The following is a 15,108-nucleotide window of genomic DNA, read 5'->3' as shown; positions in this document are numbered from 1 at the left end:
CGGTGGTTACAAGCAGTCTTCGGTGGAGCGGTAGTTCAGTCGGTTAGAATACCTGCCTGTCACGCAGGGGGTCGCGGGTTCGAGTCCCGTCCGTTCCGCCACTTATTAAGACATTAAGCCTGCCTCACTGGCAGGCTTAATGGCAAAAAACTTTAGGGGCGTAGCTCAGTTGGTAGAGCACCGGTCTCCAAAACCGGGTGTCGCGAGTTCGAGTCTCTCCGCCCCTGCCATATCGAATCCTTTGCTTCGGCAAAGGATTTTTTTTGCCTGAAATACAACGGCACACCTGAATTTTCAGCCAGCTTCCCTGCTGGCTGATGCATCATTCCATAATATTGATTTTTAAGAGATCTTTTATCTGCGACTGCTTATCGCTGTTTTGCAGCCAAATCGCATACAGCGGGCGCGAAATGGTGGTGGAATCTATCACGGTATGTAGCCCCGCTTTAGTATCTGCCCAACGGGCGGGTAACCAGGTGCAACCCTTCAACAAGGGAAGTTGCTGACAGGCAATCTCGGCAGAACTGGTGGTTAACTGTGGAACATCATCTGGGGTTATCAATCCCGCCTCATGCTGCTGAAAATCAGGACCCCACTCCAGGCGCAAATAGGTCAGATCGGCTTTCATCATTGAAGGTTCAGAAGCATAAAGTGCCAGACCAAACTGCCCTACGATCTGGCTGCTAAATTCGTCCATCTTGGGGGCTTCAGTCGTGATAAGAAGATCAAGCTGGCGCTCATGAAGTTGCTTAACCAGGGACTGGCGTTGCGCAATTCTGGCTTCAAATTGCAAATGTTCATGAGACCGATATAGCCGGGTAAGCCACTGACTTAGCATACATTCCCACAGGGACGCGCTGGCCCCTATCGAGAACTCATTGTGCCTCGACGTATGGGCAACCTCTTTACGTGCTGCCTGCCAGGTATTCATCAACGTTTCCGCATAGGGGAGCAGTTTCTCACCGGCAGGCGTTAAACGTATGTTGTTGCGGTGGCGGGTAAAAAGATTCACACCCAGTTGATTTTCCAGCTGTCGAATACGAAAACTGACCGCTGACTGCGTCAGGTAAAGGGCTTCAGCTGCTCGCCCAAAGTGGCGTGTTCTGCTCACTTCGAGGAAAGTTTTTAGCAATTCCGTATCCACATCTTTCTCCGCAAAATAATTTGTCGTTATGATTTAAATGTTTTGTTTTACACTCTGTCAAGCGTAACTAATACTCCGCGCCATAAATAGCTCGGCCAAAGAATTAGGAGCGTGTAGGATGGCGGAAAGCTTTACGACGACTAATCGTTTTTTCGACAATAAACATTATCCGCGCGGGTTCTCTCGTCACGGCGATTTCACCATCAAAGAGGCGCAGCTGCTTGAGCGTCATGGTTATGCCTTCAACGAGCTGGATCTGGGTAAGCGTGAGCCTGCAACTGAAGATGAAAAGCAGTTTGTCTTAGTGTGCCGTGGCGAGCGTGAGCCACAGTCTGAAGCAGAACGTGTATGGATCAAGTACATGGCGCGGATTAAGCGTCCAAAACGCTTCCATACGCTCTCCGGCGGTAAGCCGCAGATGGAAGGCGCAGAAGACTACACTGAGTCTGATGACTAAGATGATGAGAAGGGGCTACGGCCCCTTTTTTACGCCAGCAACTTCTGCAGATGGAGCAGCAAACGATCGATAGCGCGGTAGCTCAGCGCCTCCTGCAAGTGTTTCCTCTGAATGTCACTACAACCCTCCACGTCAGCAATGGTTCTGGCCACTTTCAGCAAACGCTGCCACGCGCGTATAGAAAGACCAAAACGCGTCAAGGTTTCCTCCAGCCAAACCGCATCCTCCATGTTAAGAGAACAAAACTGCCGGATCCCGGCATTATCCAGCCGTGCATTCAGCCTGTTCTGACGGGCATATTGTCGCGTCTGGGCAGCAATGACCCGCTCGCGTACATCTGCTGAGCTTTCACCCGTGATGCCTTTTTGCCTGAGCAGGCCCGGCGGGGGAAGGGGGATTTCGAGGGATAAATCGAAACGGTCGAGAAACGGGCCGGATAACTTTCCCAGATAGCGCAACGTCTGCTCTGGCGTACAGCGGTTATGATTGCCCTGATAATGACCCGTAGGGCTGGGATTCATCGCAGCGACCAGCTGAAACTGCGCGGGATAGCTTATTTTGGCTCGCGTGCGTGAGATGTGTATCTCTCCAGATTCAATGGGTTCTCTCAGGGCATCCAGGACGCGGCGCTCAAACTCAGGCAGCTCGTCGAGAAACAGAATGCCATTGTGCGCCAGTGAGATTTCACCCGGCCCGGGAATAGACCCACCGCCGACCATCGCCGTCAGTGAAGCGCTATGATGAGGTGAACGAAAAGGGCGACGGCGCCACTGTTTTTGCAACGAGGTAGAACTGATAAGGCTATAAATGGCGGCACTTTCCAGCGCTTCATTATTATTGAGCGGTGGCAGCAAGCCACTCAGCCTGCTCGCCAGCATCGTTTTACCCGTACCAGGCGGGCCGATCAAAAGAAGATTGTGTCCACCTGCGGCCGTAATCTCCAGCGCCCGTTTCCCCTGCTCCTGTCCCATAATCTCGCTGAGATCCTCTGGGGTATCGGCTATAAGATTGTCACACTCTTCCGGCTCGGACAGTTCATGGCGCCCTTCCAGCCAGGCGCAAACTTCCTGTAAATGCCCTGCGACAAGACACCCCTTCTCGGCGATAAGACTCACTTCTGATGCATTTTCATTCGCGACAATGATTTGCCGTCCTGCACGTATAGCTTCCAGCGCGCCCGATATCGCACCGGGAACGCCCCTTAACGCGCCTGTGAGCGCGAGTTCTCCCACAAACTCGTACGAGCCTAGCCTGGTCGTATTAAGCTGCTCAGAGGCTGCGAGAAGCGCAATCGCGATAGGTAAATCATATCGTCCTCCCTCTTTGGGCAGATCGGCGGGAGCCAGGTTGATGGTGATCTTCTTCGCGGGGAAGGTATAACCGCTATTTATTATTGCGCTGCGAACGCGATCCCGGGCTTCTTTAACCGTCGTTTCAGGTAGCCCGACGAGCGTGAGCCCGGGTAGCCCATTACTCAGATGAACCTCTACAGAAATAAGCGGTGCCTTCACCCCGAGAGCCGCACGCGTATAAACAACTGACAGTGACATTTGCACTACCTCCTGGTACGACTATGCCAGTGCCTCTTTTGTCTGTTTAGCGTCATTTTGCGTATTTACGGCTCTTATTCAGAGATTTTAAGCGCACAATGAAATCATTACATACCCGTGGAAGACTTCTCGCAGAAGGTAAAAAGCGCCGTTTTGATGGTTAGCGCCGTCGTAAAAATATGAAAAATATTCATTCTTCAATTTCCCCATATAAAACAACGATTTTAAGAAATATGATTCGCGGCCTAACCAAATGCGTCATAAATAAATCTTGTGTTTGATTTAAAAACTGTGATAACTCTTTAGGTATTCCTTCGAACAAGATGCAAAAAGAACTGAAAATGACAGCCCTTCTACGAGTGATTAGCCTGGTCGTGATTAGCGTGGTGGTGATTATTATCCCACCGTGCGGGGCTGCACTTGGACGAGGAAAGGCTTAGAAATCAAGCCTTAACGAACTAAGACCCCCGCACCGAAAGGTCCGGGGGTTTTTTTATGACTAAAAAACGTAAACGAGGAGCAGGACATGACGACTAGCATAAAATTCTGTTTCTCCAGATTTATGACGGGGAACTAACTATGAATGGGGCACAATGGGTTGTACATGCGTTGCGCGCGCAGGGAGTCGAGACCGTATTCGGTTATCCGGGTGGCGCGATCATGCCGATTTACGATGCACTGTATGACGGCGGCGTGGAACATCTCTTGTGCCGACACGAGCAGGGGGCAGCAATGGCCGCTATCGGCTATGCCCGCGCGACGGGTAAAACTGGCGTGTGCATGGCAACGTCAGGTCCGGGCGCAACGAACCTGATTACCGGCCTGGCTGATGCGCTGCTCGATTCCGTGCCCATTGTGGCGATCACCGGTCAGGTGGCTTCCCCGTTCATCGGTACCGATGCTTTCCAGGAAGTGGACGTGCTTGGTTTATCGCTGGCCTGCACCAAGCACAGCTTCCTTGTCCAGTCTCTGGATGAGCTGCCGCGCGTAATGGCCGAAGCGTTCGAAGTGGCGAGCTCGGGCCGCCCTGGCCCCGTTCTGGTGGATATCCCGAAAGATATCCAGGTTGCACTCGGCGAACTGGAACCGCACTTCTCCACCGTGGAAAGCGACGATGCGTTCCCGCATGCAGAGGTTGAAGAGGCGCGCCAGATGTTGGCGCAGGCGAAACAGCCGATGCTGTACGTCGGCGGGGGTGTCGGCATGGCGCAGGCCGTGCCTGCCCTGCGTGAATTTATCGCGGTAACGCAAATGCCTGCCACCTGCACGTTGAAAGGTCTTGGTGCGGTTGATGCAGACTACCCATACTATCTCGGCATGCTGGGGATGCACGGCACTAAAGCCGCAAACCTGGCGGTGCAAGAGTGCGATCTGCTCATCGCCGTGGGTGCGCGTTTTGACGACCGCGTTACCGGCAAACTGAATACCTTCGCGCCAAATGCCAAAGTTATCCATATGGATATCGACCCGGCGGAGATGAACAAACTGCGTCAGGCGCACGTCGCGCTGCAGGGCGATCTCAATACGCTGTTACCGGCACTGGCGCAGCCACTGGATATCAGCGCGTGGCGCCAGCACGCCGCAGAGATGCGCGCCGAACACGCCTGGCGTTACGACCATCCTGGCGATGCCATCTACGCGCCGCTGCTGCTGAAACAGTTGTCTGACCGTAAACCGGCTGATAGTGTCGTCACCACCGACGTAGGCCAGCACCAGATGTGGTCAGCCCAGCACATGACCTACACCCGTCCGGAAAACTTCATCACCTCCAGCGGCTTAGGCACCATGGGCTTTGGCCTGCCTGCCGCCGTGGGTGCGCAGGTGGCTCGCCCGAACGATACGGTTATCTGTATCTCCGGTGACGGCTCCTTCATGATGAACGTTCAGGAGCTGGGCACCGTTAAGCGCAAGCAGTTGCCGCTGAAAATCGTGTTGCTGGATAATCAGCGTTTAGGGATGGTTCGACAGTGGCAACAGCTGTTCTTCCAGGAGCGTTACAGCGAAACCACCCTGACCGATAACCCCGATTTCCTCACCCTGGCCAGCGCCTTCGGCATTCCTGGCCAGCACATCACCCGTAAAGACCAGGTTGAAGCGGCACTCGACACCATGCTGTCAAGCGAAGGGCCGTACCTGCTTCATGTCTCAATCGACGAGCTTGAGAACGTCTGGCCGTTGGTACCGCCCGGTGCCAGTAACTCACAAATGCTGGAGAAATTATCATGATGCAACATCAGGTCGCCGTGCAGGCTCGCTTCAACCCGGAAACCTTGGAACGCGTTTTGCGTGTGGTCCGTCATCGTGGTTTTCAGATTTGCTCTATGAATATGGAGACGGCCACCGACGCGCAGAACATCAGTATCGAATTAACCGTTGCCAGCCCGCGGCCGGTCGACTTACTGTTTAGTCAGTTATCAAAACTGGTAGACGTTGCCCATGTTGCCATCTGCCAGAGCACAACCACATCACAACAAATCCGCGCTTAAGCGTGACAGGACGAAAAAATGACGACAAAAAAAGCTGATTACATTTGGTTCAATGGTGAGATGGTTCGCTGGGAGGACGCGAAGGTCCACGTCATGTCCCACGCGCTGCACTACGGCACCTCCGTCTTTGAAGGTATCCGTTGCTACGATTCTCACAAAGGGCCAGTGGTGTTCCGCCATCGCGAACACATGCAGCGTCTGCATGATTCAGCCAAAATTTATCGTTTCCCGGTTTCACAGAGCGTTGATGAGCTGATGGAAGCCTGCCGCGAAGTCATTCGCAAGAATAACCTGACCAGCGCCTACATTCGTCCACTGGTCTTCGTGGGTGATGTCGGTATGGGCGTGAACCCGCCAGCCGGTTACAACACCGATGTGATCATTGCCGCGTTCCCGTGGGGGGCTTACCTCGGAGCAGAAGCCCTGGAGCAGGGGATCGACGCAATGGTTTCTTCCTGGAACCGCGTGGCGCCAAACACCATCCCGACCGCTGCTAAAGCGGGCGGTAACTACCTTTCCTCTCTGCTGGTCGGTAGCGAAGCGCGCCGTCACGGCTATCAGGAAGGTATCGCGCTGGACGTGAATGGCTACATCTCGGAAGGCGCAGGTGAAAACCTGTTTGAAGTGAAAGATGGCATCCTGTTCACGCCGCCATTCACATCTTCCGCGCTGCCGGGTATTACCCGTGACGCCATCATCAAGCTGGCGAAAGACCTGGGTATCGAAGTGCGCGAGCAGGTGCTGTCCCGCGAATCCCTGTATCTGGCTGATGAAGTGTTCATGTCCGGTACGGCGGCTGAAATCACGCCGGTTCGTAGCGTAGACGGTATTCAGGTCGGCGAAGGCCGCTGTGGCCCGGTCACCAAACGCATCCAGCAAGCCTTCTTTGGCCTCTTTACTGGCGAAACAGAAGATAAATACGGCTGGTTGGATCAGGTTAATCACTAAATATAAATTTGGGACGGCACGCACCGTCCCATTGAATAGTCAGACGGGAGTAAATAAAGCATGCCTAAGTATCGTTCAGCCACCACCACCCACGGCCGTAACATGGCGGGTGCCCGCGCACTGTGGCGCGCCACCGGGATGACCGACGCCGATTTCGGCAAGCCAATTATCGCCGTGGTGAACTCCTTCACCCAGTTTGTGCCAGGCCATGTGCATCTGCGCGACCTCGGTAAACTGGTTGCCGAGCAAATCGAAGCTTCCGGCGGTGTGGCGAAAGAGTTCAACACCATCGCGGTGGATGACGGTATCGCAATGGGTCACGGGGGCATGCTCTATTCACTGCCGTCGCGTGAGCTGATCGCCGACTCGGTTGAGTACATGGTCAACGCCCACTGCGCCGATGCAATGGTCTGTATCTCCAACTGCGATAAAATCACCCCGGGGATGCTGATGGCCTCCCTGCGCCTGAACATTCCGGTGATCTTCGTCTCCGGCGGCCCAATGGAAGCCGGTAAAACCAAGCTGTCCGACAAAATCATCAAGCTCGACCTGGTCGATGCGATGATCCAGGGCGCGGATCCGAAAGTGTCTGACGAGCAGAGCGACCAGGTTGAACGCTCCGCGTGTCCGACCTGCGGCTCCTGTTCCGGGATGTTCACCGCCAACTCCATGAACTGTCTGACCGAAGCGCTGGGCCTGTCGCAGCCGGGTAACGGCTCGCTGCTGGCGACCCACGCCGATCGTAAACAGCTGTTCCTCAACGCCGGTAAACGCATCGTTGAGCTCACCAAACGCTACTACGAGCAGGATGATGCGAGTGCACTGCCGCGTAACATCGCCAGCAAAGCGGCGTTTGAAAATGCGATGACGCTGGATATCGCCATGGGCGGTTCCACCAATACCGTTCTGCACCTGCTGGCCGCCGCGCAGGAAGCCGAAATCGACTTCACCATGAGTGATATCGACAAGCTGTCCCGTAAAGTGCCGCAGCTGTGTAAAGTTGCGCCAAGCACCCAGAAATACCATATGGAAGATGTTCACCGTGCCGGTGGCGTAATCGGTATCCTGGGCGAGCTGGATCGCGCCGGGCTGCTGAACCGCGACGTGAAAAACGTGCTCGGTCTGACGCTGCCGGAGTCGCTGGACCAATACGACGTGATGCTGACCAAAGACGACGCGGTGAAAACGATGTTCCGCGCCGGTCCCGCCGGGATCCGTACCACGCAGGCGTTCTCGCAGGATTGCCGCTGGGATTCCCTGGATGACGATCGCGCCGAAGGCTGCATCCGTTCGCTGGAGCACGCCTACAGCAAGGACGGCGGTCTGGCCGTGCTGTACGGTAACTTCGCGGAAAACGGCTGCATCGTGAAAACGGCAGGCGTGGACGACAGCATCCTTAAATTCACCGGCCCGGCGAAAGTGTACGAAAGCCAGGATGAAGCGGTGGACGCCATCCTCGGTGGCAAAGTGGTAGAAGGCGACGTGGTTGTTATTCGCTATGAAGGGCCGAAAGGCGGGCCGGGCATGCAGGAAATGCTCTACCCAACCACCTTCCTGAAATCCATGGGTCTCGGCAAAGCCTGTGCGCTGATCACCGACGGCCGTTTCTCCGGCGGTACGTCCGGGCTCTCCATCGGCCACGTTTCACCGGAAGCGGCAAGCGGCGGCAACATCGCCATCATTGAAGACGGTGACTTGATCGAAATCGATATCCCGAATCGCGGCATTCAACTGAAGCTGAGCGACCATGAAATTGCGGCCCGTCGTGAGGCACAAGAAGCGCGCGGCGATAAAGCCTGGACGCCGAAAGATCGTCAGCGTGAAGTCTCCTTCGCCCTGCGCGCATACGCGAGCCTTGCCACCAGTGCAGATAAAGGCGCGGTGCGCGATAAATCGAAACTTGGGGGCTAATGATGGCCGAGTCACAACCCTTATCCGCCGCCCCCGAGGGGGCGGAATATCTGAGAGCGGTGCTACGCGCACCGGTCTATGAAGCCGTGCAGGTCACGCCGCTTCAGAAAATGGAAAAACTCTCTTCGCGCCTCGACAACGTGATCCTGGTGAAGCGCGAAGACCGCCAGCCGGTGCACAGCTTCAAGCTGCGCGGCGCCTACGCGATGATGGCCGGACTGACCGACGAGCAAAAAGCGCGCGGCGTCATTACCGCCTCGGCGGGCAACCATGCGCAGGGCGTGGCGTTCTCGTCTGCTCGTCTGGGGTTGAAAGCGCTAATCGTGATGCCGGTTGCTACCGCTGACATCAAAGTCGACGCGGTACGCGGTTTCGGCGGGGAAGTGCTGCTCCACGGCGCCAATTTTGACGAAGCTAAAGCCAAAGCCATTGAGCTGGCACAGCAGCAGGGCTTCACCTGGGTGCCGCCGTTCGATCACCCGATGGTCATTGCCGGACAAGGCACGCTGGCGCTTGAACTGCTGCAGCAGGATGCCCATCTCGACCGCGTCTTCGTTCCGGTGGGCGGCGGCGGGTTAGCGGCGGGTGTGGCCGTGCTGATCAAACAGCTGATGCCGCAGATCAAAGTCATCGCTGTTGAAGCGGAGGACTCTGCCTGCCTGAAAGCGGCGCTGGATGCCGGGCATCCGGTGGATCTGCCGCGCGTTGGGCTGTTTGCCGAGGGCGTGGCGGTAAAACGCATTGGCGATGAAACCTTCCGTCTCTGCCAGGAATACCTCGACGATATCGTCACGGTTGATAGCGATGCTATCTGCGCGGCAATGAAAGATCTGTTTGAGGATGTGCGTGCGGTGGCGGAGCCGTCCGGCGCGCTGGCCCTGGCGGGGATGAAAAAATACATCGCGCAGCACAACATCCGCGGCGAGCGCCTGGCGCACGTGCTTTCCGGCGCCAATGTGAACTTCCACGGCCTGCGCTACGTGTCCGAGCGCTGCGAACTGGGTGAACAGCGTGAAGCATTGCTGGCGGTGACTATTCCGGAAGAGAAGGGGAGCTTCCTGAAGTTCTGCCAGCTGCTGGGCGGTCGTTCGGTGACGGAGTTCAACTACCGTTTCGCCGATGCCAAAGATGCTTGCATTTTCGTCGGCGTGCGTCTGAGCCGTGGCGTCGAGGAGCGTAAAGAGATCCTTAACCTCCTGCATGACGGTGGTTACAGCGTGGTGGACCTTTCAGACGACGAAATGGCGAAGCTGCACGTGCGCTATATGGTCGGCGGGCGTCCCTCGAAGCCGCTCAGGGAACGCCTGTTCAGCTTCGAATTCCCGGAATCACCGGGCGCGTTGCTCAAATTCCTGCACACGCTGGGCACGCACTGGAACATCTCCCTGTTCCATTACCGTAGCCACGGCACCGACTACGGCCGCGTGCTGGCGGCGTTTGAACTGGGTGAGCACGAGCCGGATTTTGAAACACGGCTGAACGAACTGGGCTATGAGTGTCACGACGAAACCCACAACCCCGCCTTCCGTTTCTTCCTGGCAGGATAAGCGGAGCGCAACCCGACTTCAATGGTTGGGCAATATCTTCCAGAACGCATCAATAAGCGGCTCATGCAGCCGCTTTTTTTGTGCGCACACGCCAAGCTCAAACGGCGTTTTCTCATCGCTGCGATCCAGAATCATCACGCGATTGCGCACCGGTTCCGGGCTATTTTCCAGCACCACTTCCGGCAATAGCGCCACGCCGCAGCCGAGCGCCACCATCGACACCATCGCCTCATGACCGCTGACCGTGGCGTAAATCAACGGGTTACTGATTTTTTGTCGGCGGAACCACAGCTCAATGCGACGGCGCACTGGCCCCTGGTCGGCCATGATAAACGGCACCGTGGACCAGTCCGGTTTTTCTACCGATACCTGGTTTCGCACCGGGCAGGGCAGCGCCGGGGCAATAAGTACCACCGCCAGATTTTCGAGCATTGAAAACGCTACCGCACCCGGGAGCGTTTCGGGTTTCCCTGCAATGGCGAGATCCGCTTCGCCCGTCACCACTTTTTCCATCGCGTCGGCGGCGTCGCCCGTGGTCAGCTTAATTTCAACCGATGGATGTGCCGCGCGGAAGCGATCAAGAATGGGCGGCAGATGGCTGTAGGCGGCAGTGACGGAGCAGAAAATATGCAGCTCGCCGGACAGCGACGGCCCCTGCTGGTCAATGGCGTGCCGTAGCTGCTGATACTGCAGCAACGTCTGCTGGGCAAAAAGGCGCAGTTCTTCACCCGCTTCCGTGAGCGTGACGGTGCGGTTATCGCGCACAAACAGCGGCTGGCCGAGGTCTTCCTCAAGGCGCTGTATCTGGCGCGAGAGCGTGGAGGGGCTGACGTGCATCGCCCGTGCGCTGCGGCCAAAGTGACGGCTTTCCGCCAGATGCAGAAACATTTTCAGATCGCGTAAATCCACCGATTCCACTCCCTCTTTTTATATTGCAAAAATTGCAATATGACGTTGTGAATATATCAATTTCCGCAATAAATTTCCTGTTGTAATGTGGTTCTATTCTCGCTGAAACGCGAACCGAACAATAAGACACACAACATCACGAGGTATCACCCATGGCTAACTACTTTAATACACTGAACTTGCGCCAGCAGCTGGCGCAGCTGGGCAAATGCCGCTTCATGGCGCGCGATGAATTTGCCGATGGCGCGAGCTACCTTCAGGGTAAAAAAGTGGTCATCGTCGGCTGTGGCGCACAGGGTCTGAACCAGGGCCTGAACATGCGTGACTCCGGTCTGGATATCTCTTATGCCCTGCGTAAAGAAGCGATTGCTGAAAAGCGTGCTTCCTGGCGTAAAGCGACCGAAAACGGCTTCAAAGTGGGCACCTACGAAGAGCTGATCCCGCAGGCGGATCTGGTGGTTAACCTGACCCCGGACAAACAGCACTCTGACGTGGTGCGTTCCGTACAGCCGCTGATGAAAGACGGCGCTGCACTGGGTTACTCCCACGGCTTCAACATCGTTGAAGTTGGCGAGCAGATCCGCAAAGACATCACCGTAGTGATGGTGGCGCCGAAGTGCCCGGGTACGGAAGTACGCGAAGAGTACAAACGTGGCTTCGGCGTACCGACCCTGATCGCGGTCCACCCTGAAAACGATCCGAAAGGCGAAGGCATGGCGATTGCTAAAGCATGGGCTGCGGCGACCGGCGGCCACCGTGCGGGTGTTCTGGAATCTTCCTTCGTTGCCGAAGTGAAATCTGACCTGATGGGCGAGCAGACCATTCTGTGCGGTATGCTGCAGGCCGGTTCTCTGCTGTGCTTCGACAAGCTGGTGGAAGAAGGCACCGACCCGGCCTACGCGGAAAAACTGATTCAGTTCGGCTGGGAAACCATCACCGAAGCGCTGAAGCAGGGCGGCATTACGCTGATGATGGACCGTCTGTCCAACCCGGCAAAACTGCGTGCTTACGCCCTGTCTGAACAGCTGAAAACCATCATGGCACCGCTGTTCCAGAAACATATGGACGACATCATCTCCGGCGAATTCTCTTCCGGCATGATGGCGGACTGGGCGAACGACGATAAGAAACTGCTGACCTGGCGTGAAGAGACCGGCAAAACCGCGTTCGAAACGGCGCCACAGTTTGAAGGTAAAATTGGCGAGCAGGAGTACTTTGATAAAGGCGTACTGATGATCGCCATGGTGAAGGCGGGTGTTGAGCTGGCGTTCGAAACCATGGTGGATTCAGGCATCATCGAAGAGTCTGCCTACTACGAATCTCTGCACGAACTGCCGCTGATCGCGAACACCATCGCCCGTAAGCGTCTGTACGAAATGAACGTGGTTATCTCTGATACCGCTGAATACGGTAACTACCTGTTCTCCTACGCCTGCGTACCGCTGCTGAAAGAGTTCATGACCACCCTGCAACCGGGCGATCTGGGCAAAGCGATTGCGGAAGGTGCGGTAGACAACGCGCAGCTGCGCGATGTGAATGAAGCGATTCGCAGCCACCAGATCGAGAAAGTGGGTCACAAACTGCGTGGCTACATGACCGATATGAAGCGTATCGCGGTAGCGGGTTAACAACCTTGTCGGGTGGCGCTTCGCTTACCCGACCTACAAACACGTAAAATGTAGGCCGGGTAAGGCGCAGCCGCCACCCGGCTTTTTATTTGCGATATAACACTTTAATGACGTGGTAGCCAAACTGCGTGTGCAGCGGACCCGTCGGCTCCAGCACCGGGCAGGAGAAGACCACTTTATCGAACGCCGGCACCATCTGGCCCTGACGGAATTCACCTAAATCGCCGCCACGTTTGCCTGACGGACAAATTGAGTGCTTCTTAGCCAGCTTGCCGAAGTCGGCGCCGTTTTTGATCTGCTCCAGAAGATCCAGAGCCAGTTTCTCTTCTTTAACAAGAATATGCAGTGCTGCTGCTGTTTTTGCCATGATCGTGCCTTGAGTGGTATGGATTAGGCTCGCTATACTACCACGCTGTTATTCTCCCCTCCTGACTTTCATTGAGTGATCATTTATGCGTCTAAACCCCGGACAACAACAAGCCGTCGAATTTGTCACCGGACCCTGTCTGGTGCTGGCGGGAGCAGGATCCGGTAAAACGCGCGTCATCACCAATAAGATTGCGCACCTGATCCGCGGCTGTGGTTATCAGGCCCGTCACATTGCGGCGGTCACCTTTACCAACAAAGCGGCACGCGAAATGAAAGAACGTGTCGGCCAGACGCTGGGGCGCAAAGAGGCGCGCGGGCTGATGATCTCCACGTTCCACACGCTGGGGCTGGATATCATCAAACGTGAGTATGCCGCGCTGGGGATGAAATCCAACTTTTCGCTTTTCGATGACACCGACCAGGTGGCATTACTCAAAGAGCTCACTGAAGGGCTGATCGAAGATGACAAGGTGCTGTTGCAGCAGCTGATCTCGACGATCTCTAACTGGAAAAACGATCTAATGACCCCGGCCCAGGCTGCGGCGATCGCCAAAGGCGAACGGGATCGGATCTTCGCCCACTGTTATGGTCTGTACGATGCGCACATGAAAGCGTGTAATGTGCTGGACTTCGACGACCTGATCCTGCTGCCGACGCTGCTTTTACAGCGAAATGAAGAGGTGCGCGAGCGCTGGCAGAATAAAATCCGCTACCTGCTGGTGGATGAATATCAGGACACCAACACCAGCCAGTACGAGCTGGTAAAGCTGCTGGTGGGCCAGCGTGCCCGTTTCACCGTGGTAGGCGACGACGACCAGTCGATCTACTCCTGGCGCGGCGCGCGTCCGCAAAACCTGGTGCTGCTGAGTAAAGACTTCCCCGCGCTGCAGGTGATTAAGCTGGAGCAAAACTACCGCTCCTCCGGACGGATCCTGAAGGCGGCAAACATCCTGATTGCCAATAACCCGCACGTATTTGAAAAGCGCCTGTTCTCCGAGCTGGGCTACGGCACAGAGTTGAAAGTGCTCAGCGCCAACAATGAAGAACATGAAGCGGAGCGCGTGACGGGCGAACTGATTGCCCACCACTTCGTCAACAAAACCGAATATAAAGATTACGCGATCCTTTATCGCGGTAATCACCAGTCGCGCGTCTTTGAAAAGATGCTGATGCAGAACCGCATACCGTACAAAATCTCGGGCGGCACCTCGTTCTTCTCACGGCCTGAAATTAAAGATCTGCTGGCCTATCTGCGTGTGCTCACTAACCCGGATGACGACAGCGCGTTTCTGCGCATCATGAATACGCCGAAGCGCGAAATCGGTCCGGCGACGCTGCAAAAGCTGGGTGAATGGGCGATGACCCGCAATAAAAGCCTGTTTACGGCCAGCTTCGATATGGGACTAAGCCAGACGCTGACCGGGCGCGGTTACGACTCGTTAACGCGATTCACCCACTGGCTTGGCGAAGTGCAGCGTCTTGCAGAGCGCGAGCCGGTGGCGGCGGTGCGCGATCTGATTCACGGTATTGATTACGAATCCTGGCTGTACGAAACCTCCGCCAGCCCGAAAGCGGCTGAGATGCGCATGAAAAACGTTAACCAGCTGTTCAGCTGGATGACCGAAATGCTGGAAGGCTCGGAAATCGATGAGCCGATGACCCTGACCCAGGTGGTCACTCGCTTTACCCTGCGCGACATGATGGAGCGCGGCGAGAGCGAAGAAGAGGCTGATCAGGTTCAGCTGATGACGCTGCATGCGTCAAAAGGGCTGGAGTTTCCGTATGTGTATCTGGTCGGTATGGAAGAGGGGTTGCTGCCCCATCAGAGCAGTATTGATGAAGACAACGTCGACGAGGAGCGGCGTCTGGCCTATGTGGGGATCACCCGTGCGCAGAAAGAGCTGACATTCACGCTGTGTAAAGAGCGCCGCCAGTATGGTGAGCTTGTCCGCCCGGAGCCAAGCCGTTTTCTGCTGGAACTGCCGCAGGACGATCTGATTTGGGAACAAGAGCGCAAGGTGATTACCGCTGAAGAGCGGATGCACAAAGGCCAGGCGAACGTGGCAAACATTCGCGCCATGCTGGCAAAAGCCAAAGAGAAGGGATGAGTTTGAAGGGCTTGCAGGCCGGGTAAGCGCAGCGCCACCCGGCATATTCTA

Annotated in this window: 14 protein-coding genes and 2 tRNA genes; 12 read left to right on the top strand and 4 right to left on the bottom strand. The window is 55.9% G+C overall.

Annotated features, from left to right (window positions below):
- Positions 1-24 precede the first annotated feature (24 nt).
- Both ACOTY9_RS21300 and ACOTY9_RS21295 read left to right on the top strand, forming a co-directional pair.
- Positions 25-101 (top strand) — tRNA-Asp (locus ACOTY9_RS21300).
- A 53-nt stretch (positions 102-154) separates the two neighbouring features.
- Positions 155-230: transfer RNA gene (locus tag ACOTY9_RS21295), tRNA-Trp, on the top strand.
- A 92-nt stretch (positions 231-322) separates the two neighbouring features.
- Here ACOTY9_RS21295 and hdfR read toward each other — a convergent pair.
- Positions 323-1,144, bottom strand: coding sequence for an HTH-type transcriptional regulator HdfR (gene hdfR / locus ACOTY9_RS21290; protein ID WP_023331590.1), 822 nt, complete (start codon positions 1,142-1,144; stop codon positions 323-325).
- A gap of 118 nt (positions 1,145-1,262) precedes the next feature.
- Here hdfR and ACOTY9_RS21285 point away from each other — a divergent pair, with 118 nt between their 5' ends.
- Positions 1,263-1,601 (top strand): DUF413 domain-containing protein, encoded by a 339-nt coding sequence (locus ACOTY9_RS21285; RefSeq protein ID WP_014885680.1) that lies wholly within the window; start codon positions 1,263-1,265, stop codon positions 1,599-1,601.
- Positions 1,602-1,630: 29 nt separating this feature from the next.
- On the opposite strand, the gene ACOTY9_RS21280 is transcribed toward ACOTY9_RS21285, so the two are convergent.
- Positions 1,631-3,151, bottom strand: a complete 1,521-nt coding sequence (locus tag ACOTY9_RS21280; protein WP_348566095.1) for a YifB family Mg chelatase-like AAA ATPase — start codon at positions 3,149-3,151, stop codon at positions 1,631-1,633.
- Positions 3,152-3,492: 341 nt separating this feature from the next.
- On the opposite strand from ACOTY9_RS21280, the gene ilvL reads away from it, so the two are divergent.
- The 7 genes from ilvL (at position 3,493) to ilvA (ending at position 10,043) form a co-directional block, all read left to right on the top strand.
- The gene (gene ilvL / locus ACOTY9_RS21275) at positions 3,493-3,591 is read left to right on the top strand and encodes an ilv operon leader peptide (RefSeq protein ID WP_001311244.1); all 99 of its coding nucleotides are present in this window, start codon (positions 3,493-3,495) and stop codon (positions 3,589-3,591) included.
- Positions 3,592-3,677: 86 nt separating this feature from the next.
- Complete coding sequence (ilvX, locus tag ACOTY9_RS21270; protein WP_201405605.1) at positions 3,678-3,728, top strand: peptide IlvX; 51 nt, start codon at positions 3,678-3,680, stop codon at positions 3,726-3,728.
- A gap of 2 nt (positions 3,729-3,730) precedes the next feature.
- Positions 3,731-5,377 carry an acetolactate synthase 2 catalytic subunit gene (ilvG, locus tag ACOTY9_RS21265; protein WP_348566096.1) on the top strand — a complete coding sequence of 549 codons (1,647 nt, stop codon included), beginning with the start codon at positions 3,731-3,733 and terminating at the stop codon, positions 5,375-5,377.
- Complete coding sequence (ilvM, locus tag ACOTY9_RS21260; RefSeq protein ID WP_003860184.1) at positions 5,374-5,637, top strand: acetolactate synthase 2 small subunit; 264 nt, start codon at positions 5,374-5,376, stop codon at positions 5,635-5,637. The genes ilvG and ilvM overlap by 4 nt, the downstream gene beginning before the upstream one ends.
- Before the next feature lie 18 nt (positions 5,638-5,655).
- Entirely contained in the window at positions 5,656-6,585 is a 930-nt protein-coding gene (gene ilvE / locus ACOTY9_RS21255) for a branched-chain-amino-acid transaminase (RefSeq protein WP_014885677.1), read from the top strand.
- Positions 6,586-6,645: 60 nt separating this feature from the next.
- On the top strand, positions 6,646-8,496 hold the full coding sequence (gene ilvD / locus ACOTY9_RS21250) for a dihydroxy-acid dehydratase (RefSeq protein ID WP_348566097.1): 1,851 nt from the start codon (positions 6,646-6,648) through the stop codon (positions 8,494-8,496).
- 2 nt (positions 8,497-8,498) lie between these two features.
- A complete protein-coding gene (gene ilvA / locus ACOTY9_RS21245; RefSeq protein WP_014885675.1) occupies positions 8,499-10,043 on the top strand; it encodes a threonine ammonia-lyase, biosynthetic in 1,545 nt (514 codons plus the stop codon).
- Positions 10,044-10,061: 18 nt separating this feature from the next.
- Here the strand turns inward: ilvA and ilvY are convergent, their stop codons facing one another.
- Positions 10,062-10,952 carry an HTH-type transcriptional activator IlvY gene (gene ilvY / locus ACOTY9_RS21240; protein ID WP_014885674.1) on the bottom strand — a complete coding sequence of 297 codons (891 nt, stop codon included), beginning with the start codon at positions 10,950-10,952 and terminating at the stop codon, positions 10,062-10,064.
- 152 nt (positions 10,953-11,104) lie between these two features.
- On the opposite strand from ilvY, the gene ilvC reads away from it, so the two are divergent.
- Positions 11,105-12,580, top strand: a complete 1,476-nt coding sequence (ilvC, locus tag ACOTY9_RS21235; RefSeq protein WP_045135412.1) for a ketol-acid reductoisomerase — start codon at positions 11,105-11,107, stop codon at positions 12,578-12,580.
- Positions 12,581-12,665: 85 nt separating this feature from the next.
- Here the strand turns inward: ilvC and ppiC are convergent, their stop codons facing one another.
- Positions 12,666-12,947 carry a peptidylprolyl isomerase PpiC gene (ppiC, locus tag ACOTY9_RS21230; protein ID WP_008501570.1) on the bottom strand — a complete coding sequence of 94 codons (282 nt, stop codon included), beginning with the start codon at positions 12,945-12,947 and terminating at the stop codon, positions 12,666-12,668.
- Between the two features lie 85 nt (positions 12,948-13,032).
- Here ppiC and rep point away from each other — a divergent pair, with 85 nt between their 5' ends.
- Positions 13,033-15,057: a DNA helicase Rep gene (gene rep / locus ACOTY9_RS21225; protein WP_421637400.1), complete on the top strand. Its 2,025-nt coding sequence runs from the start codon at positions 13,033-13,035 to the stop codon at positions 15,055-15,057.
- The last annotated feature ends 51 nt before the right edge of the window (positions 15,058-15,108 follow it).

This window comes from Enterobacter cloacae complex sp. SHL012, from assembly GCF_049237505.1.
Taxonomy (GTDB): Bacteria; Pseudomonadota; Gammaproteobacteria; order Enterobacterales; family Enterobacteriaceae; genus Enterobacter; species Enterobacter kobei.
This window is presented reverse-complemented; position numbering and strand designations above follow the sequence as displayed.

Bases quoted from the DNA above. Each gene is read 5' to 3' on its own strand.
- ACOTY9_RS21285 (WP_014885680.1), top strand. From the start codon at position 1,263: ATGGCGGAAAGCTTTACGACGACTAATCGTTTTTTCGACAATAAACAT.
- ACOTY9_RS21280 (WP_348566095.1), bottom strand. From the start codon at position 3,151: ATGTCACTGTCAGTTGTTTATACGCGTGCGGCTCTCGGGGTGAAGGCA.
- ilvL (WP_001311244.1), top strand. From the start codon at position 3,493: ATGACAGCCCTTCTACGAGTGATTAGCCTGGTCGTGATTAGCGTGGTG.
- ilvG (WP_348566096.1), top strand. From the start codon at position 3,731: ATGAATGGGGCACAATGGGTTGTACATGCGTTGCGCGCGCAGGGAGTC.
- ilvM (WP_003860184.1), top strand. From the start codon at position 5,374: ATGATGCAACATCAGGTCGCCGTGCAGGCTCGCTTCAACCCGGAAACC.
- ilvE (WP_014885677.1), top strand. From the start codon at position 5,656: ATGACGACAAAAAAAGCTGATTACATTTGGTTCAATGGTGAGATGGTT.
- ilvD (WP_348566097.1), top strand. From the start codon at position 6,646: ATGCCTAAGTATCGTTCAGCCACCACCACCCACGGCCGTAACATGGCG.
- ilvA (WP_014885675.1), top strand. From the start codon at position 8,499: ATGGCCGAGTCACAACCCTTATCCGCCGCCCCCGAGGGGGCGGAATAT.
- ilvC (WP_045135412.1), top strand. From the start codon at position 11,105: ATGGCTAACTACTTTAATACACTGAACTTGCGCCAGCAGCTGGCGCAG.
- ppiC (WP_008501570.1), bottom strand. From the start codon at position 12,947: ATGGCAAAAACAGCAGCAGCACTGCATATTCTTGTTAAAGAAGAGAAA.
- rep (WP_421637400.1), top strand. From the start codon at position 13,033: ATGCGTCTAAACCCCGGACAACAACAAGCCGTCGAATTTGTCACCGGA.